Genomic DNA, 22,290 nt, shown 5'->3' on the forward strand with positions numbered 1-22,290 from the left:
ACCCCCCCCCCCAACTAAAACTCCACCCACATGCTAATTTTCCCCCCCCGCCCCCTCCACCCCCCCCCCCCATTCCCCCCCCCCCCCCCCCCCACCCACCCCCCCGCCGGCCCCGGCCCCGGCGCCGAGTTCGGTTCCTGGCAAGGGCTTCTCCATGACGATTTCCCGGCTTCCGGCTTCCGTGGTGTCGCCCGTACGTCGGGACTGCCGAAAACCCACTTCGCCAGGGTGGCGGAGATCGATCTCCTCGACAATTGGATTATGTGCCGGGCAGGCGGATCGGCGCGCCTATTGTCGAGAAGTATGAGCGAGGATCGTCAGGTGTCGGTGGGGATGGGTACCGCATCGGATGCCGAGGGGTCGCTGGATGCGATATGCGATTTGTACGACGATGTGTTTTCGGCGCCTCCGTTTCTGTGGCCGGAAGGTGAGTCGGTTCGGCACCGGGAGTCGCTGCACGGGCTCGTCCGGGATTCGACCTTCGGATTTGCGTGGGCCAGAGCCTCGAAAACGTTGATCGGGTTCGTCTACGGGGTGGAGTTGAAGGCGGGCACCGACTGGTGGGAGGGCTTTCATCAGCCGATCCCGGCAGCATTCACCGAGGAGTGGCCGGGGCGTACCTTCGCGGTCATCGACCTTGCGGTCCAACGGTTTCGGCGTCGCGCCGGACTGGGGCGTGAACTGCTCGACACCCTGCTGCACAGCCGGACCGAGGAACGCGCGACCTTGGCCGTGCAGCCGCGGGCGGCGGACACGCATGCGTTCTATCGGGCGGTCGGCGGCTGGCGTCTGGTCGGGCGTCAGGACACCCGGGAATACGAATCCGCCCAGTTCGACGTCTACGTGCGTGATCTCGCGAAACCGTAGGGGCTACTTCCAATACGCGCGCCCCGCGACATTCTCCTTCGGGAGTTTGGTTTTCAGGGACTTGAGGATGGACCGGGTGGTGGCGGCGTCGCAGGCGGCCCAGCCGAAAGCGTCGGCGTCGCAGGTCAGTGTTTCGGCGGCTTGGCGGAGTAGTTGCCCGTAGTTGACGCGTTCGACCCACGTGATCTCGGTTTTGGGGCCGGAGCGGACGGGCAGGGTGCGGTCGGATTCGTACTGCCATTCCAGCCACACGCGGGCGGGGGTGTCCCCGATGGCGTCGAGCAGCGAATTGATGGCGGGGAGGGAGGCGGTGTCGCCGAAGAGGACGAACTCCGCCGGAAGCGGATCGGGGACGGCGAATTTGGAGCCCATCACCGTCGCGTCGATGACGTCGCCGACCGATGCCTGCTCCGCCCACCGGGAGGCGGGGCCGCCGTGCAGGGCGAACTCGATGTCGAACGTGTCCCCGGCCGGATCAGGGTCGACGAGGGTGTATCCGCGCTGCAGCAGGTCGCCCTTCTCATCGGGGAACCAGATGCGAATCCACTGGGTGGGATGCACCGGATGGTCGGCCAGCAGACCGCCGCCGGTGAAGCCCAAGCGCAGGTAGTTGTCGCTGATGCGGTCCACGGACGTGACCGTGAGCCGGTAGTCGTCGGCACGCAATGCCTTCAGGACGAGACCGTTGAAACCTTTTCCCATATGGTTAGGTTAGCCAAACCACATACCTTCGTCTCGGTGGGAGCTGTACGTTACTATGCGAAGAGGTTAGGCAAGCCTAGCCTTTGCGTGTGTGATGAAGGCTGGATTCTCGGCCGGTGAGGAGTCTGATGCTCGGCAAGGCTGACGTGCGAAACATTGTGGCAGCGGAGCTCGGAGTGCATCCCGAATCGATCGGCTACGAGGACGACCTGGTCAGCCTGGGCATGCACTCGATGATGCTGATGCAACTGGCCGCCCGCTGGCGCAAGCAGGGGCATGAGGTTCGCAGCTCCGAATTGGCCCTGCAGCCGACGATCGCCGCGTGGGCCGAGCTGCTGTCGGCCGCGGCCGAACCGGAGCCGCCCGCACCGGCGCCCGCCCCCGCCGAGATCACCGACGGCGACGAATTCGCGCTCGCCACAATGCAGCACGCGTACTGGGTCGGCCGCCGCCAGGATCAGCGACTGGGCGGCGTCGCGGCGCACCTGTACGTCGAGTTCGACGGGCGGGGCGTGCAGGCCGATCGGATGCGGCGCGCGGTCGAGCGACTGGTCCGCCGCCATCCACAGCTGCGGGTGCAATTCACCGACAGCGGCACCCAACGGGTGCTGCCCGAACCATTGCGGCCGGTTTTTCACCTCGTCGATCTCACCACCGAATTCGACGGTGGCCGAATGGAACTGGAACGGATCCGGCAGGAGAAGAGTCACCAGCGGATGGACGTCGACGCGGGGCAGGTCGTCGACATCACCCTCACCCTGCTGCCCGACGGCCGCCATCGCGTGCACGTCGACGTCGACATGCTCGCCGGTGACGCGTTGAGCTACCGCAGGATCCTGGACGACCTCGCCACCCTGTACGAAACCGACGCCGACGCAACCGATTCCATCGGCTACACATTCCGCGAATACCTATCGGACAAGCAGCGCACCGCCGTCGACAACTCCACCGCGAAGGCGTGGTGGGAGAGCCGCATCCGGCAACTGCCCGACATCCCCTCGCTGCCGGTGCTGCCGGAGAGCGAGCGGGCCGATCCGGCGCGCAGCATCCGCCTGCACCACTGGTTCTCGCCGGAGGCCAAGGCGCAGCTCAACAAGATCGCGCACGGGCACGGGGTCACTCCTGCGGTAGCGCTGGCGACCGTATTCTCCGAGGCGATCGCCCGCTGGTCCGCGCAGCAGCGGTTCCTGCTGAACGTGCCGCTGTTCGACCGCGAACCGCTGCACGACGACATCGACCGCGTGGTGGGTGACTTCACCAACTCGGTGCTGGTGGACGTCGATGCGCGCGAGCGGGAGTCGATGGTCGCCCGCGCCAAGCGCCTGCAGCGCGAATTGCACACCTGCGCGGCGCATTCCACCTACGAGGGCCTCGATGTCCTGCGCGATCTGGGCCGGTTACGCGGCGCCCCGGTCACCCCGTCGGTGGTGTTCACCTCCGGCCTCGACCTCGGCGAGTTGTTCTCCGACCGAGTGACCCGGATCTTCGGCGAGCCGGTGTGGATCCTGTCGCAGGGGCCGCAGGTGGACCTGGACGCCCAGGTGGTCGAGCTGGCCGGCGGGCTGATGGTGAACTGGGACGTGCGCCGCGACGCCATGCCCGCCGGCGTGGTCGAGGCCATGTTCGCCGAATTCCGGCGGCTGCTGCTGAGTTTGGTGGAACCGGGCGCGGACTGGCAGGCGTCGCTGTCGATCCCCCTGCCCGAAGCCCAGCGGGCGGTGCGCGACGCGGTGAACGCCACCGAGCGGGACCTCGGCGACCGCAACCTGCACGACGCGTTCTTCGCACTGGCCGAACGGGATCCGGACCGCACGGCGCTGCGCTGGCGCGACAGCGGGGCCGAAACCTACGGCGAGCTGGCGGACCGGGCACTGGCGGTCGGCCGCGCGCTGGCCGACGCCGGAGTGCGGCCGGGCGATACCGTCGCGGTCGTGATCGCCAAGGGGCACCGGCAGATTCCGGCCGTACTGGGCGTACTCGCCGCGGGCGCAACGTATGTCCCGATCGGCACCGGACAGCCGCAGGCCCGCCGCGACCGCATCCTGGCGCGCGCGGGAGCGCGGGTCGCCCTCGTCGAGGACGGCATCGAGCTGCCCGCGGGCGTCACCGCCATCCCGCTGGGCCAGGCCGTTACCGGCCCGCGCCTGGAGCGGGCGCACAGCCGCGCGCCCGAGACGCACGCGTACGTGCTGTTCACCTCCGGCTCCACCGGGGAGCCCAAGGGCGTCGAGGTGAGCCATCGCGCCGCCGCCAACACCATCGACGCCCTCGCCGCCCACTTCGTCCTCGGCCGCGACGACCGGCTGATCGGCCTGTCCTCACTGGAATTCGACCTGTCGGTGTTCGACATCTTCGGCGCCCTGTCGCTCGGCGGCACCCTGGTCTGCGTGGACGCCGATACCGAGCGCGACGCGGCGGCCTGGGCGGCGCTGATCGCCGAAACCGGTGTCAGCGTGCTCAATTGCGCCCCCGGCCTGATCGGCATGCTGCTCGACACCGCCACCGCCGAGCAGCTGCGCTCGATGCGCGTGGTGATCACCGGCGGTGATCGCGTGAATGCCGAACTGGGACAGCGCTTCCGGGCACGGGTGCCCGGTCTGCGCTTCGCCGGTCTGGGCGGCACCACCGAGACCGCCATCCACTCCACGGTCTGCGAGGTGACCGACGACTTCCCCGCAGAGTGGGCCGCGGTGCCCTACGGCACCCCGCTCGCGAACGTGCGGATGCGCGTGGTCAACGAGCGCGGCGAGGACTGCCCGGACTGGGTCGTCGGCGAATTGTGGATCGGCGGAACGAGTGTCGCCGACGGCTACCGCGGCGATCCGGAACGGACCGCGCAGCGCTTCGTCGAGGTCGACGGCGTGCGGTGGTACCGCACCGGCGACCTGGCCCGCTACCTGCCCGACGGGGCGGTGGACTTCCTGGGCCGCGCCGATCACCAGGTGAAGATCCGCGGCTACCGCGTGGAATTGGGCGAGGTGGAGTCGGCGCTGACCGCGCTGCCGCAGGTGCGCGAGGCCGTGGCGCTGGTGACCGACTCCGGCCGCTTGGTAGCGGCCGTCACCGCCGACGCCACCGTCGATTTCGCGGCGGCGCTGCGAGACGCGTTGCCCGCACACATGATTCCCGAGGCCGTCGAGGTCGTGGACGCGATCCCGTTGACCGCCAACGGCAAACTCGACCGCGCGGCGATCCGCCGTGTGATCGACGCCGAGGCGCTCGACGCGGCCGACGCCTACGTGGCTCCCGGCAACGAGGCCGAGGCGGCAGTGGCCTACATTGCCGCCCAGATCCTCGGGGTCGAGCGGATCGGCGTCGAGACCGACTTCTTCGAGATCGGCGGCAACTCGATCCTGGCCACCACCCTCACCGCCAAGGTGCGCGGGCTACTCCAGGTCGAGAAATTCGGTGTTACAGAGGTTTTCGAAGGACGGACAGTCCGCCGGATCACCGCCGGACTGCTCGCGGCAGAGACCACGCCCGGCCGGTTGGCGCAGGTGTCGCGGATCCTGCTCGAGCTCGCCGAGGTGAGCGTGCCCGAACCGGCGCCCGCGAGCTGAGCCGCGGAACCGCCGGAATTCGCCGTACACAGATTGGTTCGATAGATGCGTTCGCTGGAAGACCTGCAGGTAGCGATGGCGGCTCGGCTCGCCCAGGAGGGACTCGCGACCACCGCGGCCGTGCCGGTGCGCCGAGATCCGGCCCGGGCGCCGCTGTCGTTCGGGCAGCGGTACGTCTGGGCACACCAGCAGATCGCCCCCGACAGCGCGGCCTACAACCTCTGTCTCGCACTGACTTTCGCGGGCGACGTCGACGCGGCCGCGCTGCGGGAGGCGTTCACGGCGCTGGTCCGGCGGCACGAGGTGCTGCGCACGACCTATCACACCGACGAGAACGGTGAACCGTACCAGCGGATTCACCAGGACCTGCCGCCCCGGCTGACCGATGTGGACCTGACGGGCACGACGGACGCCGAAGAACGCCTGGCCGAACTGGTCGCCGCGGCGGCCCGGGAAACCTACGACCTGACCGCCGAATCGTCGCTGCGCGTCGTGTTCGTCCGGCTGCACGCCACGAAACTCGTCGCGGTGGTGTCCATTCAGCACATCGCGTGGGACGGCATGACGCTGCCCGCGCTGTCGCGGGACGTGGAGAACTTCTACCGGCAGGCCCTGACCGGTCCGGTCGAGGTGGAGCCGCTGGCATTGCAGGTGGCCGACTTCGCCGAATGGGAACAGGACCGCTTCCACGCCGAGGACCAGGCCGAGGACATCCGCTTCTGGGAGAGCCGATTCGACGGCGAGGTCCCCGAACTCCAGCTGCCCTACGATCGCCGCCCGGTCGCGGTGTCCGAGCGCGGCGACCGCGCCGACCGCCCGCTGAGCGACCGAGCCGACGCCGGTCTGCGGAAACTCACCGCCGCACTACGCACCACCCCATTCTCGGTATTCCTCGCCGCCTACCACCTGGCACTGCGGCAGCTGACCGGACGGCAGGACATGGTCATCGGCACCACGGTCGCCAACCGCGAGGAAGCCGGGATGGAGCTGCTCATCGGCAACCTCAGCAATATGCTGCCGCTGCACATCACCGGCGCTGCGGAAACCTTCGCCGAACTGGTCGAGCAGGTGCGGTCGGTGACCACGGAAGCGTTCCGGCACAAACACTTCCCGCAGGAGGGCATCGTCCGGGCGGTGAACCGGGCCACCGGGAACGTCGGCTCCAAGCTGTTCGACACCATGGTGCTGTTTCTGCACCAGAAGATCGACGGCCCGCAGTTGCCGGGCGCCACCACCAGCTGGGAACTGGTGGACAACGGCGGCGCGCTGCTGCCCCTGGTCGTCGAGACGTTCATGCACGACGACCGCACCGACGTCCAGATCACCTACCGCACCGACGTTTTCGACGCCGAGACCATCGCGCGCCTGCACGAGTACATCGACCGGATACTGGCCGAGGCCACCGCCGCCCGCCCGGTGCCCGACCTGCTCACCCTGTCCGACACCGACCGCGCGCACCTGGACGAGTGGTCGCACGGCACGGCGGTGGAGATCGAACGGGAAACCGTCGACGCCATGATCCGGCACTCCGCCGAGCGCTACCCCGAGCGGGTGGCGGTCGTCTTCGGCGACACGGAGCTGAGCTACACCGAATTCGATTCGCGCGTCAACAGACTCGCGCGCCTGCTGCTCGCGCGCGGCGTGCGCAACGGCGACCGCGTCGCCGTCTACGCCGAGCGCAGCGAACGGCTGCCGATCGCCTTCGCCGCGGTGCTGCGGGCCGGAGGGGTGTACTTCCCGGTCGATCCCGGCTACCCGGCCGACCGCGTGGAGTACATGTTCGGCGACGCCCGCCCGACCCTGGTGATCCGTGCCGCGCGCAAGGCCCTCGGCATCGAGCCGGGTGTCCCGGTAGTGGACCTCGACGCCCCGGACATTACGGAAGCGCTTGCCGCGCTCGATGATTCGCCCCTCGCTGAAACCGAACGCGCACGGCCGATCCATCCCTTGGATGCCGCATACCTGCTCTACACCTCCGGAACGACGGGCCGACCCAAGGGCGTGGTGATCCACCACCGCGGCGTGACGAACCACGTCCAGTGGATGCGGGACTACCTCGAGTTCGGCGCGGAGCGCATTCTGCAGAAGGCGCCCATCGGATTCGACGTCTCGGTGTTCGAACTGGTCAACGCGCTGTGCACGGGATCGGCGACGGTGCTGCCGCCGCCGGAGTGGTGGCAGGCCGACGTCGAGGCGCTGGCCGAGATCATCCATCGCCACCGGATCACCCAGATCTCGTTGGTGCCCAGCGTGGTTCGCGCGTTCATCGACGCCGGCCCCGATCCGGCCCGGTTGCAGTCGATGCGCTACGTGTACCTCGGCGGCGAATCCGTGCCCCCGGTCCTGGTGGAGGAGTCGAGCCGGTTCTTCGGCGGCACGGTCCTGGGCCTGTACGGACCGACCGAGGGGTCGATGGACCTCATGCACGAGGACTTCGCCGACACCGCCGAGCGCGACGAACTCCAGTCCGCGCTGATCGGGCGCCCGGAATGGAATTCGTCGGTGTACGTGCTGGACGAACAGTTGCGGCAGGTGCCGCCCGGCGTGGTCGGTGAGCTGTATCTCGGTGGCGTGCAGTTGGCGCGGGGCTACCACCGGCGACCCGACCTGACGGCCGCCGCCTTCGTCGCGTGCCCCTTCGCCGCGACGCCGGGCGACCGCATGTACCGCACCGGCGATATCGTGCGCTGGAATTCCCGTGGGCGGATGGAATATCTGGGCCGCGTGGACGACCAGGTGAAGATTCGCGGTCACCGCATCGAACTCGGCGAGATCGGCACGGTGCTGCGGCGGCTGCCGGGCATCGCGTCGGCGGCGGCCGTCACGGTGCAGCAGAGCGGCGGGCCCGCGCTGGTGGCTTACTATGTGCCCGAACCGGATTCGGCGGACGCCCCCGACGCCGACCGGATCAGGGCCGAGCTGGCCGAGCGACTCCCCGAGTACATGATCCCGTCGGCGCTGGTGCGACTGGACGCGCTGCCGCTGACCGCCAACGGCAAACTGGACCGGAAGGCCCTGCCCGTCCCGGATCTCGGTGGCAGCGGCGGCCGCGGGCGGGCGCTGCGCGACGAGGCGGAGCGCACCGTCGCCGAGGCGGTGCGGCAGGTGCTCGGCATCGCGGGCGCCACGGAGCTGGCCGCCGACGACGACTTCCTGGCGCTGGGCGGCGATTCCATCACCGCCATCCGGATGGCCTCCGCGTTGAAGAAGCGCGGCCTGCTCATCACCACCAGCGCGCTGTTCGAGGCGCGCACGATCGCCCGCATCGCCGCGGCCGCCGAACCGATCGTGGCCGGCGGGGCGCCCGCGCTCGCCGAGGTCGGCGACGAGACGGGCTGGATCCCGCTCAACCCGATCGCCACCGTGCTCACCGAACAGGCCGCGGACTACAGCGGTTTCAGCCAGACGACCGCGGTCGTGACCCCCGCGCACAGCACTCTCGACCAGGTGGCCGCCGTGCTGGCCGCACTGGTGGACCGGCACCCGATGCTGCGCGCTCGCGTGGCCGAGGATCCGGACGGGCGCACCGCCTTCTACGTCCCGGGCCCGGAGGAGCCCGCGACCGAACCCACGCTCACCGAGGTGGTGCTCGACGACGAGACGTGGGACCGCGCAGCGGGTTCCGCGCTCGGCGAGCAGCTGCGCCAGGTCAGCGAACTACTGGACCCGGCCGCCGGGCGGATGGTCGCGGCGGTGTGGCTGCGGTCCGTCGACGGCGCCCGGGGACGGCTGCTGCTGGTCATCCACCATTTGGTGGTCGACGGCGTGTCGTGGCGCATCCTGCATGACGACCTGCGCCAGCTGTGGGCTGACCCGGCGGCGGCAGCGGAGCCGGGGACCTCGGTGCAGACCTGGAACACCAGTCTGGTCGGACTGTCCACCGCCGACGCCGTGGTCGACACCCTGCCGTACTGGACGGCCGCGGCGGAGGGCGTCGATCCGCTGCTCGGCGGCCGGGAACTCGACCCCGCCGTGGACACCGTCGCGACCGTGCGGGAGATCACCGCAACCCTCGATTCCGACGACACCGCCTTCCTGATGACCACGGCGACCGCGGCGTTCGGTTGCGACTTCCTCGACATCCAGGTGGCGTCGCTGGCCGTCGCCGTGCACCGGTTCCGGCGCCGCCGCGACAGCGACGCCCGCACGGTGTCGTTGACCATGGAACGGCACGGCCGCGTCGAAACATTGTTCACCGGTGTGGATCTCGCCAATACGGTCGGCTGGTTCACCACCACCTATCCGGTCACCCTGGACGTGGGCGGCGGCTCCGAGGCGGAGTCGGCGGTGAAGGCCGTCAAGGAGCAGCTGCTCGCGGTGCCCGATTCCGGCATCGGCTGGGGGCTGCTGCGCTGGCTCAACCCCGAGACCCGCCCGGCCCTCGAACAGCACCGCACACCGCAGATCAGCTTCAATTACATGGGCCGCTTCGCCGTCACCGGTGCGGAGGACACGGTCGAGGACTGGTCGGCCGCACCGGAATTCGGCTACCTGGGCGGCCACGCCAACCCCGGCATGCCCGCGCCGGCGCTGCTCGACATCAACACGGTCGCGCTGACCGAGGACGACCGCGTCACCTTGCAGGCCTCGTTCCGTTTCCCGGGTGGCCTGCTGTCCGAGGACGACGCCCGCGAACTCGCCGAGCTGTGGGAATCCGGGCTGGGCGAGGTGGCGAAGGCGGTGCGCGACAACCAGTTCCGCCGACTCACCCCGAGCGACGTGCTCGCCGGTGAGGTGACCCAGCTCGACCTCGACCGCTGGCAGGAGATGTACGGCGAGTACGAGGACGTGTACCCGCTGGCGCCGATGCAGGCCGGGCTGTACCTGACCGCCCTCAGCGCCGGCGCCCGCGACGTCTACAACGTGCAGACGCTCATCGGCGTGCGCGGCGAGCTGGACGTGCCGCGCCTGGGCCGCGCCTTCGACACCGTGCTCAACCGCTACCCCAATCTGCGTGTGACACTGTCGGTCTCGCACGCCGGGCAGCCGTACGCGATCGTCGCCGGGCATGCCGAGGTGCCCGTGCGGGAGATCGACCTCTCGGCACAGCCGGACGCGAACGCGCGGCTGCACGAGTTCTACCGCGCCGATCAGGCCGAGCAGTTCGACCTGACCCGCGGGCCGCTGACCCGGGTCACGGTGGTGCACCTGCCCGACGCCACCCACACCGTGGTGCTGACCATGCACCACCTGCTGCTCGACGGCTGGTCCGGACAGCTGGTGTCGCGAGAGGTGTTCGCGGAGTACGCCGTTGCGGGCGCGGAGCCGATCGGCACGCCTGAGACCTTCGGGAAGTTCCTGGCGATGGTCCGCGACGGCCAGGACGCGGTGGAGCAGGCGTGGCGCCCGGTCCTCGAGGCCGTGCGACCGTGCCTGGTCGCGCCGGGCCGCGGCGTCGGCAGCGACGGCATCCCGGTGGAGCGCTCCTTCGCCATCGACGACGAGCTGGTGGAACGGGTGACGGCGCTGGCGTCCGAGGTCGGCACCACCTTCAGTGTGGTGTGCCAGCTGGCGTGGGCGAACGCGCTACGGTACGTGGCCGGCGGCGAGGATGTCGTGTTCGGCGAGGCGGTCTCGGGCCGTCCGGCCGACCTGGACGATGTGGACAACGCCATCGGGTGTTTCGCCAACATCATCCCGGCCGTCATCGGCTTCGACGGCGGCAAGAGCTGGCGGCAGCATCTGACCGAGATCCAGTCCCGCCGAGTGGATCTCATGGAGTACCACACCTATCCGCTCACCTCGGCGCTGCGCGCCTCGGGCACCCGCAAGCTGTTCGACACCATGTTCGTGTTCGAGTCCTACCCGCCCGGCCGCAAGGAACTGGAGCGGCTGCTCGGCACGGCGGGGCTGGAACTGGCGTCCTTCGAGGGTGCCGGGGCGACCGACAACGCCCTGCTGCTGATGATCTTCCCCGCCAATTCGCTGCTGCCCAGCGACTCGGTGCAGGCGGCGATCTTCTACGCCGAGGACGCCTTCGAACCCGACGACGCCCGGATCATCGAGGCCGCCTTCTACAACACCCTGCGCGCCGTCGCCGATGCCCCCGACGACCCGATCGACGCGGCCGCGGTACTGGACGAGGAGGACCAGGGCCTGCTGGTGATGCGGCGAATGTGGCAGTGACGTAACCGAATCGGGGACATCACCGAGTCGGGAGGAGGGGACATGAGCGGTCCGGAGATCGAGGACGTGCTGGCGCTCGCGCCGCTGCAGGAAGGTTTGTACTCGCTGTCCCACCTCTCGGGTGCGGACCACGACGTCTACACCATCCCGTTCGTCGTGGACATCGACGGGCCCCTGGATACCGCGGTGCTGCGGGCGAGTTTCGAGGCGCTGCTGCGGCGGCACGCGAACCTGCGGGCGGTGTTCTGGGACCAGGACGTGCCGCGGCCGGTGCAGATCGTGCCCGCCCGGGTAGAGCTGCCGTGGACCGAATGCGCCACGGAGCCGGGCGAATTGGACGCCCTCACCGCCGCGGAGATCGCCCGTCCGTTCGACCTGAGCCGCGGTCCCGCGCTGCGCGTCCTGCTGGCCGCGCTGCCGCCCGGGGCCGACGGCACGGCGCGGCGGCGCATGATCGTGACGATCCACCACATCCTGATGGACGGGTGGTCGCTCGGATTGCTGTTCACCGAGCTGCGCGCGCTGTACGAGGCCGGGGGAGCGGCGGACGCGCTGCCGCCGGTGCGGCCCTACCGCGACTACATCGGCTGGCTGGCGACGCAGGACATGTCGGCGGCGCAGCGCCGCTGGACCGACTACCTGCGGGTTCTCGACGGTCCGGTGATGGTCGCCGACGGCGGCGCCGCGAGTGGTCCCGGCGCGAAGGCCGAGATCACCCGCTTCGCGCTGCCCGCCGCCGAGACGGCGCGGCTGCGGCAGTGGGCGCGGGCGCGGGGGTTGACGCTGAACACCGTGGTGCAGTTCGCCTGGACGCTGATGCTGGCGCGGTTGACCGATCGCCCCGACGTCGCCTACGGCACCGTCGTGACGGGACGTCCCGATCAGATCGCCGGTGTGGACCGGATGATCGGCCTGTTCCTGAACACCGTCGCGGTGGCGTTCCGGCTCGACCCCGACGCCGCGGTGGTGGCCGAATGCGCTCGGCTGCAACGAGAGTCGGCGGCCATGCGGGAGGTGGGCTTCCTGAGCCTGTCGTCGGTGCAGCGGTCGGCCGGTTACGGTGCGCTGTTCGACACCATGTTCGTCTTCCAGAACGCGCCGATGGAGCATGCGTTCAGGGACGCCACGTTCGCCGACGGAACGACCTTTCGCCCGGTGATGACCGAGAACCTGACGCACTACCCGCTCACCGTGGTGTCGCATCTGCTCGGCGACGAACTGCTGGTGGTCGTGGAGGCGGTCGTAGAGTCGGTGCCTTACCTACCGGCCGACATCGGCACGAGCATGCTTGCCGTGCTGGGCCGCTTGCCCGACCACACCGATACCCCGACAGCCGATCTGGATGTGCTGCCACAGGCCGCGCACGCCGACCTGCTGCGCATCGCGACCACCCCGCAATGTGAACAAGTCTCGGAGACTTCGGTTTTCGCGCTGTTCGAACGGCAGGCCGCCCGCACTCCGGACGCTCTCGCGCTCACCACCGACACGGTGCGCCTGACCTACCGTGAGCTACACGACCGGTCGGCCCGGCTGGCAGGCGAGATCGCCGCGCACGGTGTCGCCGCCGAGGGTGTGGTGGCGGTCTTCCTCCCGCGCGGCCCGCAGGCGATCGTGGCCATCCTGGCCACGCTCGGCGCGGGCGCCGCCTACGTGCCCGTGGACGTGGGGCTGCCCGCGGCCCGGATCGAGTCGATCCTCGCGCAGTCCCGGCCGGATCTGGTGCTGGCGACCGAGGGACACGCCCGTGACCTCGACGGAATCCCGGTGCTGCGCTTGGACGATCCGGCGGTGGCCGAGCGGATCGCCGCGCGGGCGCCCGAGGTTCCGGTCGTCTCGCGGCATCCGGCGCATCGCGCCTATCTCATCTTCACCTCCGGCTCGACCGGGGAGCCGAAGGGCGTCGCCGGAACGCACGGGGCGCTGCTCGGCTATTTCGCCGACCACCGCGATCGCGTGTACCGGCCCGCCGAGCGACGGCTGGGCCGCAAGCTGCGGATCGCGCACGCGTGGTCGCTGAGCTTCGACGCCTCCTGGCAGCCGCTGATCGGCCTGCTCGACGGCCATGGCCTGCACCTGTTCGACGAGGAGGCGATGCGGGATGCGCAGCGCCTGGTCGACGGGATGGTCCGGCACGAGGTCGACATGATAGATACGACGCCGTCCCTGTTCCGGCAGCTGGCGGCGGAGGGACTGCTCGAGCACCGTCTCGCCGTGCTCGCGCTGGGTGGCGAGGCCATCGACCCCCAGCTGTGGGCGCGTCTGCGTGCGCTGCCGGATATCGCCGTGCACAACTGTTACGGGCCGACGGAGACGACCGTCGAGGCCGTCGTCGCCGATGTGGCCGCGCTCGAAGACATTGGGGCACAGCCCGATTCGCCCACGATCGGCGCGGCGACCGCCGGGATGTCGGCCTATGCGCTGGACTCCCGGCTGCGGCCGGTGCCCGTCGGCGTGACCGGCGAGCTGTACCTGGCCGGGCCGCAACTCGCGCGCGGGTACGTCGGGCGCCCGGGCGCCACGGCCGACCGCTTCGTGGCCGACCCGTTCGGTGCCGGCCGTATGTACCGCACCGGCGACCTGGTGCGCCGCCGGCCTGACGGCCTGCTCACCTATCTGGGCCGGGCAGACGACCAGGTGAAGGTGCGCGGGTACCGCATCGAGATCGGTGAGGTGGAGACGGCGCTGCGGACGCTGCCCGGCGTCGCGGCCGCGGCGGTGATCGTGACACGGCGCGGCGACGGCGCGAGCCTGATCGGCTTCGTGGTGTGCGCGCCGGGCCGGACCGCCGACCCGGCCGGTATGCGCGCGGCCCTCTCGGATCGCCTGCCCGCCTACATGATTCCCGCACGGGTCATGGTGCTGCCGCAGATTCCGGTCACGGTCAACGGCAAGCTCGATACTCGCGAGCTGGAGCGGCTCGCCGAGCAAACACACACGGCCGCAAGCGAATCCGACGCCGCGCCCGGCACCGGCACCGAGAAGGCCCTGGCCGCACTGCTCGCCGAGGTGTTCGACGGGCACGCGCCGGGCGTCGACGCCGATTTCTTCGCACTCGGCATGGACAGCATCGTCGCCATCTCGCTGGTGAATGCCGCACGGCGACACGGCATCTCGGTGTCCGCGCGGATGGTGCTGGCCAATCCGACCATCCGTGACCTCGCCGCGGCGATCGACCGCGGCGAGACCGGCGCGACCTCGACCGGCGCGGACGGCTACGGCGAGGTGACCCCATTGCCGATCGTGGCGTGGATGTACGCCCACGGCAATTACCGCCGATTCACCCAGAACATGCTGCTCACCCTACCCACGGGCATCACCCGGGCGAAGCTGGAGGCGGTGCTGCAGACGGTGCTCGACGGGCACGACGCGCTGCGGTCGCTGTCGGTGGATACGCCGGACGGCCCGCGGCTGGTGACCCGCGAGCCGGGCTCGGTGATGGCGAGCGATGTACTCACGCGCATCGAGGACGTGCCCGCCGACGCCGACGGCCGACACCTGCGTCCGGCCACCCACGCCGCGATCGACGAGATCGACCCGGGCACCGGCGATCTGGTGCGGGCGGTGTGGTTCCGTGGCCGCGCCGACGGCGACGTGCTGTTCCTCGCGATCCACCACCTGGCCGTGGACGTGGTGTCCTGGCACATCCTGGCCGCCGACCTGGCCGCCGCCTGGGAGCAGGTGCGCGACGGCGGCACACCGAAGGTGATGAGCGAACCCACCTCCTATCGCGCGTGGTCGCGGTTGATGGTCCAACGCGCCGGGCACGACGACGTGCTGGCGCAGCGCGACTACTGGGCCGCCCAGGTCGCCGGACCCGATCCGGCCCTCGGCAGCCGCAAGCCGGATCCGGCGCGGGACACCTGGGATTCGTTGCGGGCCACCATGATCCACACCCCCGCCGACACGACCGCGCGGGTGCTGGGCGCGACGACCGGAAGTGCGGGCGTCCGGGAGATCCTCCTGGCCGCCCTGACGATGACGCTGATCTCGTGGCGTCGGGAGCGAGGGGAGGACGACACGAACGGGGCGCTGATCGCCCTGGAGAGCCACGGCCGCGCGGACGAGGCCGTGGGCGCCGACAGTTCGGGCACGGTGGGCTGGTTCACCAGCGTGTTCCCGGTGCGGCTCGGCAGCGGTGCGATGGTCCTCGATGCGGACACCGCGGCGGCCGAACTGCTCGACTCCGTGACGGCACACGTCGCCGAGGTGCCCCGGCACGGCGTCGATTTCGGGCTGCTGCAGGCAGTGGCGCGGGTGCCGGAGCTGGTCGACGCGCCCGAACCCCAGGTCGAGTTCAACTACCTGGGGCGCTCCGATCTGCTGGAGAACGACCGACCGGCCTGGTCGATCACCACCGACGCCGTGTTCACCGAGGCTATGCCGATCGCCTCGGAACCCGATCTGCCACTGCGCTACGCCCTGGATGTGGTTGCGGCCGTGGGCAACAGCCCCGACGGACCGCGGCTGAGCACCCAGTGGCGGTGGAGCGCGGCACTGTTCACCGAGGCCGACGCAAAGCGCCTGGGAGAGCTGTGGAATCGCAGCGTCGCCGCGATCGCGAACGTATCGGAACGGTGATGCGGTGATGTGATCGCCCGCCACAACCAAGGGGATGGATTGATATGCACAGACCGGGATGGATAAGGAAGTTCCACAAGTCGCGATCCGCCGGCGGGCCGCCCTTGTTGATCTTCCCGCACGCCGGCGCCGGTGCTTCGACCTACCGGGCGTTTTCCAAGGCGTTCAGCAGACACTTCGACGTCATCGTCTTTCAATATCCGGGGCGTCAGGATCGCGCGCACGAGCCGCTGGCGACCTCGCTGCCCGAACTGGCCGCGGGCGCTCTCGCCGAATTCCGGAATTCCGCGTTCGACCGCGCGGGGATATTCGCCTTCGGGCACAGCATGGGCGCGCTGGTCTCTTTCGAATTCGTCCGGCTCGCCGAGGCCGCGGGCCTGGACGTGCGGCAGCTGACCGTGTCGGCGGCGGTGCCGCCGTGCCGCGCGGAACACCGGCCCCGCACACCCGTCGAGGACGAGGCCCTGCTCGACCACCTCACGATGCTCGAGGGCACCGGCTCCGACGTGCTGTCCAGTCGCGAGATCATGCGCATGGCGCTGCCCGTGCTCAAGGCCGACCACCAGGCCTCCGACGCCTACACCGGACCGGCGGACGCGGAACTGTCCGCCCGCATCCACGCCCTCGGCGGCGCCCAGGACCCGATCGTTTCCATCGCCGACCTGCACGGCTGGCGCCGCCACAGCGACGACGTCGAGGTTACGGTGTTCGACGGCGGGCATTTCTTCCTGAACGAACACGTCGACGCGATCGCGGAATCGGTGGCCCGGCACGTGGCGGCGGCCTGAGGGGGAGATGACTATGCCGACAATGGAAGACATCGATCACGTCGTAATTTCCGGAATGGCCGTGGAGGCGCCCGGAGGCATCGACGGACCCGGAGCGTATTGGGCCGCGCTGGCCGACGCGCGAGAAATGATCGGACCGTTTCCCCGGGACCGGGGCTGGCCGATCGAGGAAATGCTGTCGCTGTCGCGCCTGGACGGCTGGGGCACGGTGCGGGACGCGGGCGGATTCCTCGACCGCGCCGCCGCTTTCGATCCGGCGTTCTTCGGAATCAGTCAGCGCGAAGCGCTCGCCACCGACCCGCAGCAGCGGGTGGCGCTGCGGGTGGCGTGGAAGGCGCTGGAGAACTCCGGAATGAATCCGGCCGCCCTCGACGAGGAGGACGCCGGGTGTTTCGTCGGCGTTCTCCCGATGGAATACGGGCCGCGCGGCGCCGAGGTCAACGAGTACAGCGGGCACCGGGTGGTCAGTCAGGTCACGATGAGCGTCGCCGGGCGGGTGTCGCACTGTCTGGGGCTGATCGGGCCGTCGGTGACCGTCGACACCGCCTGCACCTCGTCGCTGACGGCACTCCATCTGGCGGCGACCGCGGTGCGCGGCGGCGAATGTGAGTGGGCGCTCGCCGGTGGCGTGTGCGTGATGGGGTCGCCGATCCTGTTCTACGAATTCTCCAAGCACAACGCCCTCTCGGCGGACGGGCACTGCCGGTCCTACGCCGACGACGCGACGGGCACATTGTGGGGCGAGGGCGCGGGTTTCGTTCTGGTGGAACGGGAATCGCGCGCCCGGCGACTCGGCCACCGGATCTACGGCCGCATCCTGGCTTCGGCCCACAACCACAACGGGAAGGGGAAGCCCATCCTCACGCCGCGCATCGACGCGCAGGAGCGGGTGATCCGCAAGACCATCGATCTGGCGGGCATCGACCCGGACGAGATCGGCATGGTCGAAGGGCACGGCACCGCGACCAGGGCCGGTGATCCGGTGGAACTCACCGCCTTGCAGAACACTTACGGCGCCACGGATTCCACCACGTTGGTGGGCTCGGTGAAATCGAATATCGGCCACACCCAGGCGGCCGCCGGGGTGCTGGGCCTGATCAAGTTGCTGCTGGCGGGGCGGCACGGCCGGATCCCGCCGAGCCTGCATGCCGCCAACCCCACCACCAAGGTCGACTGGGACCGGTCCAGCCTGCGCCTGGCCACGACACTGCAACCGTGGCACGCGCGTAGCGGCGTCCGCTGCGGCGCCGTCTCCGCTTTCGGCGCGGGCGGGGCCAACGCGCATGCCATCGTCGCCATGCCCGCGCCGGAGGAGGCGGATCATGTCTAGCTATCGACTGCCCGACGGATCGGTGCCGATTCTGCTGTCGGCGGACCATCTCGACCTGCTGCCCGGCGCGGCCGCCGCCCTGCTGTCCTATGTCGCGGAACATCCCGAGGCGTCCCCGGATCGCGTGGGGGACATGTTGTTCCGCACTCGGGCCGCCCGCCGGCACCGGGTGCTGGCAATGGTCGACTCCCGCGACGGACTGGTCGACGCACTGCGGGCGATCGTGGACGGCCGCAACCATCCGGCGGTCGTGCGGTCGGCCGAGCCCGCGGCGGCGCGCCGATCGGCGTACGTGTTCCCCGGCCAGGGCGGGCAGCGACCGGGCATGGGCAAGCTGTTCTACGAGCACATGCCCGCGTTCCGAGCGGAGGTCGATCGGTGCGGCGAACTCTTCGCCGAGCTGTTCGGCGCCTCGCCGACGGCGTATCTGCTGGACGCGGACCTCGAGCCCGGCGACAGCGCCCGCGTCGTGCAGCCCGCGCTGTTCGCGGAAATGGCCGGGCTGGCCGCGATGTGGCGGTCGGTCGGGATCACGCCGGACGTGGTGGTGGGCCACAGCCAAGGCGAACTCGCCGCCGCCTATGTGTCGGGCGCGATGACGCTCGCGGACGCGGTTCTCGTCGTCGGCGCCCGCGCCCGCGCCGTCGACACCATCGCCTCGGATCGGTACGCCATGGCCGTGGTGGCCGCCGACCGCGAGGAATGCGAGGAACTGCTGGCCCGGCGCTCCGGCTGGGCGCAGGTGTCGGTCATCAATTCGCCACGCATGGTGGGCATTTCGGGCGAGCGGGACACCGTCGAGGACGTCGTGGCGACGCTCACGGCGGACGACCGGTTCGCCCGCCTCATCCGGGTGGAGTACCCGGCGCACACCGATCGGGTCACCGATGTGCGCCAGCAGGTCCAGGACGCGATGAGTGGCCGGCTGCGGCATCCACACTTCCTGGATACCGACATCGACTGTCTCGGAGCCACTCTCGGCGGCGCGGTGACCACCGATCTGCCCGTGGACGAGTACTGGTTCTGGAATCTGCGCAATACCGTCCGATTCGACAAGGCCATCGATGCGGCGGTCGCGCGGGAGGTCGACACCTTCGTCGAACTCGCGGAGCATCCGACGCTGGCGCTGTCCATCCAGGAGAATCTTTCGGCCGCCGCGCCGGGCCGCCGGGTCACGGTCACCGGCACCTCCAGCCGCGCCGCGACGGACCTGTCGGAGTTCACCAGGAATCTCGCGACGCTGGCCGTGCACGACCTCGACTACCGGTGGGACGCGCTGCGGGTCGAGTCCGACGAGGTGGTGCGGCTGCCGCTGGACGATTTTCCGAACACCGAGATGAACGAGGTGCGGCTGTGGCTGCCGTACAACGCCGCGGCCGCGGCGCGAAACGTGGTCCCGGACAACGTGTCCCCGCCCTCCCCACCGCCCGCGGCCGTCGAGCGCGACCCGATTCGCACGGCGCTACCGCAGCTGCTGGTCGAGACGTGGAATCGGCTGGCGCACCGCAGCCTGGCGGCCCCGCGTTCGCTGGGCGTCATCGACCACACCGGGCAGTGCGCTGAGCTGGCCGCCGCCCTGTGCGCGCACGCCCCGGACCAGGGCGCGTCGGCTCGGCTCATCGATGTCGCCGCCGGGGACGACACCGGCGACGTCGACACCCTCGTGGTGCTGCTCCCCGCGCTGCCGGAGTTGCCCGCCGCCACCGCCGTCGCGGAGGTCGCGGAGTTCTTCGGAACCCGCGCGTGGTGGTCCAAACCCGGTGCCGCGGTAACGGATTGGTGGCTGGTCACGGTCGGCGGGGAAGCGGCGGTGCGGGACGACGCGCCGCCGCATCCCGTGCCCGCCGCGGCCGCCGCGGGATTCCGCTGTGCCGGAACCGAATACCCGGACGTGGCCTTCCGGCATCTGGACCTGTCGCCCGGCGAGACCGGTGCGGACGAGGCGCCCACGATCATCACGGCGCTGCACACCGCCGACGAGCCGGAGCTGGCACTGCGCCGCGGGACGCTGTATGCCAAGCGGCTCGTGGAGGCGGATCAGGAGGGATCCGAGCTGGTGGCGGTGCCGGACAATGTCGTGATCCTCGGCGGCACCGGCGCGGTCGGCTTGGAGTTCTGCGACCATGTCGCGCGGCACGGCGCCCGCCGGATCGCGCTGGTGAGCAGGTCGGGCGAGACCGCCGCGGTCGGTGATCGGCTGCGGGGGCTCCGCGATCTCGGCGCCGAGATCCGGGTGATCCGGTGCGATCTCGGCGACGAGGCGGCGACCCGGCGGGTGGCGGACGCCTTGCGCGATATGCCCGCGGGTCTCGTCGTGCACGCGGCGGCCGATATCGCGGGACTGACGAACATCGAACTGATCAACGTCACCGCGGCCGAGGCCGACCGCGTGGTGCGGGGCAAGGTCGTCGGCCTAGCGCACGTACTGGATTCCCTTGCCCTGGAAAAGGATTGCCGACTGCTGCTGTGCTCCTCGCTGGCGGCGACCCTCGGCGGGCGCGGGATGAGCGTCTACGCGGCGGCCAACCGGATGCTCGACGCCGAGGCCCGGCGCCTGCGGGCCGCGGGCCGCGACGCCGTCTCCGTGCAATGGGGACAGTGGGCCGTGCACCGCGGTGCGGGCACCTCCGCCGCCGACGTGCTCGCCGGTGTGGGTTATCTGCCCATGCGCTCCGAGGACGCCGTCACGCTGGGTCTGCGCGGCCCGCGCGAGAACACGATCGTCACGGCATTCGATTGGGACCGTGGGCGTTCCGTGCTCGGTCAGTACGGGTACGGCCCGGTGCTGTCCCAGCTGGAGACCCCGGAACCGGTCCACGCCGACCCCGTCCCGGAGACTCGGGCACCCGTCGCCGAGACAGCGGTACCGCAACGGCTGCTGCAACTGCTCGCCGAGGTCATCGGCGCGGACGATCCCGCGACGATCGATACGGCGCGTCCGCTGGTGGCGGTCGGCCTGGACTCCCTCCAGGCCCTGGAACTGCGCAGGCGAGTCGACGAGGAATTCGGTCACGACCTTCCTGTCGCGGATCTCATCGGCGGCGCGTCACTCGACGATGTGGTGCGGGCCGTCGGCGGGCGGTCGGCGGTCACACCTGCTCCGATGTCGGCGACCGGGTCGCGCTCCACGTCCGCACGGGCCGACGGCCTGGAGCGGCCTGTGCCGGAGACGCTCGACGCGGACCGAATCCACACCGCCCGAAGAGATCTGGACCTCTTCGGGCTACGCGCCATGCTGCGGGTGCTGCGGCCGGTGCTGGACTCCGAGACCTTCCGCACCGACGAGGAGATCGCCGCCGCACTGGAATTCGCGCCGCGGCACCGCTGGCTGCTGCGGCAGTGGCTGCTGGCGCTGACCGAGAACGGTTGCCTGGACCACGATCCCGAGCGCGGACACCGGTATCGCGCCGAGGTTCCCGCGCCGTCGCGGGACGACCTGTCCGAGGTGTGCGCCGATCTCGGCTACGCCCGCGAGTTCGCCACCTTCCTGTCCGGCTCCGCGGACCGCCTGCTCGACCTGGCGCAGGACCGGTTGCGAGTGCAGGAACTACTGTTCCCGAACGGCGACATGGTCACCGCGGACACCTTCTACCGCGACAATCTCGGCAGCCGATATCTCAACAGCGCCGCCCGGGAGGCCGTCGCCGAGGTCGTCGGGCGGCTGCGGCCCGACCGCGCGGCCGTCCGAATCCTGGAACTCGGCGCGGGCGTGGGCGGGCTGACCAGTGAGGTCGTCGCCGGATTGGTCGGGGAGCCGGTGGATTACCACTTCACGGACCTGTCCGCGTTCTTCCTCAACGCCGCCCGGAAGCGGTTCGCCGACGTGCCGGGCATGCGGTTCGGGATCGTGGACATGAATGCCGACCTGCCTCGGCAGCCCCGCTGCGACATCGTGCTCGCCTCCAATGTGCTGCACAACGCGCAGCACATCGGGCAAACCCTGCGGCAACTGCACGATCTGCTGGAACCCGGCGGCGCGGTGATCTTCCTGGAGTTCTGCCGGGCGCACTGCCTGATGCTGACCTCGGTGCACTTCCTGATGTCGCCACGCGCGGGCGGAATCCGTGCGGGCGAGACCGATGTGCGGGCCGGGACCGACCGGATCTTCCTGACCGAGGACGAGTGGCTCGGCCAGCTCACCGCCTCCGGCCTGACACCCCGGCCGGCACTGCCCGCGGCCGATCATCCGCTGGCGGTATTGGATCAGAAAGTGTTTGTCGCCGTGCGCGATCAGCGGGAATGACGGGCCGCCGGAGATTTGCCGTCGCCCTCCGGCGCGGTCATAGCGACCGTGCGCGAGTGTCTGTTCGGTCATGTGACCACCCCCTGTCTCCGGGGG

The 22,290-nt window shown here is 70.2% G+C and carries 8 protein-coding genes and 1 pseudogene; 8 read left to right on the forward strand and 1 reads right to left on the reverse strand.

Going from position 1 to position 22,290, the window contains the following annotated elements; all coding sequences use genetic code 11:
* Positions 1-303 precede the first annotated feature (303 nt).
* The gene (locus tag QH470_RS22525) at positions 304-867 is read left to right on the forward strand and encodes a GNAT family N-acetyltransferase (protein WP_280274342.1); all 564 of its coding nucleotides are present in this window, start codon (positions 304-306) and stop codon (positions 865-867) included.
* 3 nt (positions 868-870) lie between these two features.
* On the opposite strand, the gene QH470_RS22530 is transcribed toward QH470_RS22525, so the two are convergent.
* Positions 871-1,569 (reverse strand): siderophore-interacting protein, encoded by a 699-nt coding sequence (locus QH470_RS22530; RefSeq protein ID WP_280274343.1) that lies wholly within the window; start codon positions 1,567-1,569, stop codon positions 871-873.
* Between the two features lie 128 nt (positions 1,570-1,697).
* Between QH470_RS22530 and QH470_RS22535 the strand changes: the two genes are divergently transcribed.
* The 7 genes and pseudogenes from QH470_RS22535 (at position 1,698) to QH470_RS22565 (ending at position 22,194) form a co-directional block, all read left to right on the forward strand.
* Positions 1,698-5,129, forward strand: a complete 3,432-nt coding sequence (locus QH470_RS22535) for a non-ribosomal peptide synthetase (RefSeq protein WP_280274344.1) — start codon at positions 1,698-1,700, stop codon at positions 5,127-5,129.
* A 45-nt stretch (positions 5,130-5,174) separates the two neighbouring features.
* Positions 5,175-11,255 carry a non-ribosomal peptide synthetase gene (locus QH470_RS22540; protein WP_280274345.1) on the forward strand — a complete coding sequence of 2,027 codons (6,081 nt, stop codon included), beginning with the start codon at positions 5,175-5,177 and terminating at the stop codon, positions 11,253-11,255.
* A 42-nt stretch (positions 11,256-11,297) separates the two neighbouring features.
* Entirely contained in the window at positions 11,298-15,833 is a 4,536-nt protein-coding gene (locus QH470_RS22545) for a non-ribosomal peptide synthetase (protein WP_280274346.1), read from the forward strand.
* A 44-nt stretch (positions 15,834-15,877) separates the two neighbouring features.
* Entirely contained in the window at positions 15,878-16,621 is a 744-nt protein-coding gene (locus QH470_RS22550) for a thioesterase II family protein (RefSeq protein WP_280274347.1), read from the forward strand.
* Between the two features lie 22 nt (positions 16,622-16,643).
* Positions 16,644-17,951: a beta-ketoacyl [acyl carrier protein] synthase domain-containing protein gene (locus tag QH470_RS22555; protein WP_425302762.1), complete on the forward strand. Its 1,308-nt coding sequence runs from the start codon at positions 16,644-16,646 to the stop codon at positions 17,949-17,951.
* Positions 17,952-18,006: 55 nt separating this feature from the next.
* Positions 18,007-21,039, forward strand: a pseudogene (gene nbtC / locus QH470_RS22560) (nocobactin polyketide synthase NbtC); the annotation flags it as partial.
* A gap of 480 nt (positions 21,040-21,519) precedes the next feature.
* On the forward strand, positions 21,520-22,194 hold the full coding sequence (locus tag QH470_RS22565; RefSeq protein ID WP_280274361.1) for a class I SAM-dependent methyltransferase: 675 nt from the start codon (positions 21,520-21,522) through the stop codon (positions 22,192-22,194).
* Positions 22,195-22,290 lie beyond the last annotated feature (96 nt).

The organism is Nocardia wallacei (assembly GCF_029868745.1).
Taxonomy (GTDB): Bacteria; Actinomycetota; Actinomycetes; order Mycobacteriales; family Mycobacteriaceae; genus Nocardia; species Nocardia wallacei_B.

Coding starts and splice junctions, on each gene's coding strand:
- QH470_RS22565 (WP_280274361.1), top strand. CDS start 21,520: ATGGTCACCGCGGACACCTTCTACCGCGACAATCTCGGCAGCCGATAT.
- QH470_RS22535 (WP_280274344.1), top strand. CDS start 1,698: ATGCTCGGCAAGGCTGACGTGCGAAACATTGTGGCAGCGGAGCTCGGA.
- QH470_RS22525 (WP_280274342.1), top strand. CDS start 304: ATGAGCGAGGATCGTCAGGTGTCGGTGGGGATGGGTACCGCATCGGAT.
- QH470_RS22530 (WP_280274343.1), bottom strand. CDS start 1,569: ATGGGAAAAGGTTTCAACGGTCTCGTCCTGAAGGCATTGCGTGCCGAC.
- QH470_RS22550 (WP_280274347.1), top strand. CDS start 15,878: ATGCACAGACCGGGATGGATAAGGAAGTTCCACAAGTCGCGATCCGCC.
- QH470_RS22540 (WP_280274345.1), top strand. CDS start 5,175: ATGCGTTCGCTGGAAGACCTGCAGGTAGCGATGGCGGCTCGGCTCGCC.
- QH470_RS22555 (WP_425302762.1), top strand. CDS start 16,644: ATGGAAGACATCGATCACGTCGTAATTTCCGGAATGGCCGTGGAGGCG.
- QH470_RS22545 (WP_280274346.1), top strand. CDS start 11,298: ATGAGCGGTCCGGAGATCGAGGACGTGCTGGCGCTCGCGCCGCTGCAG.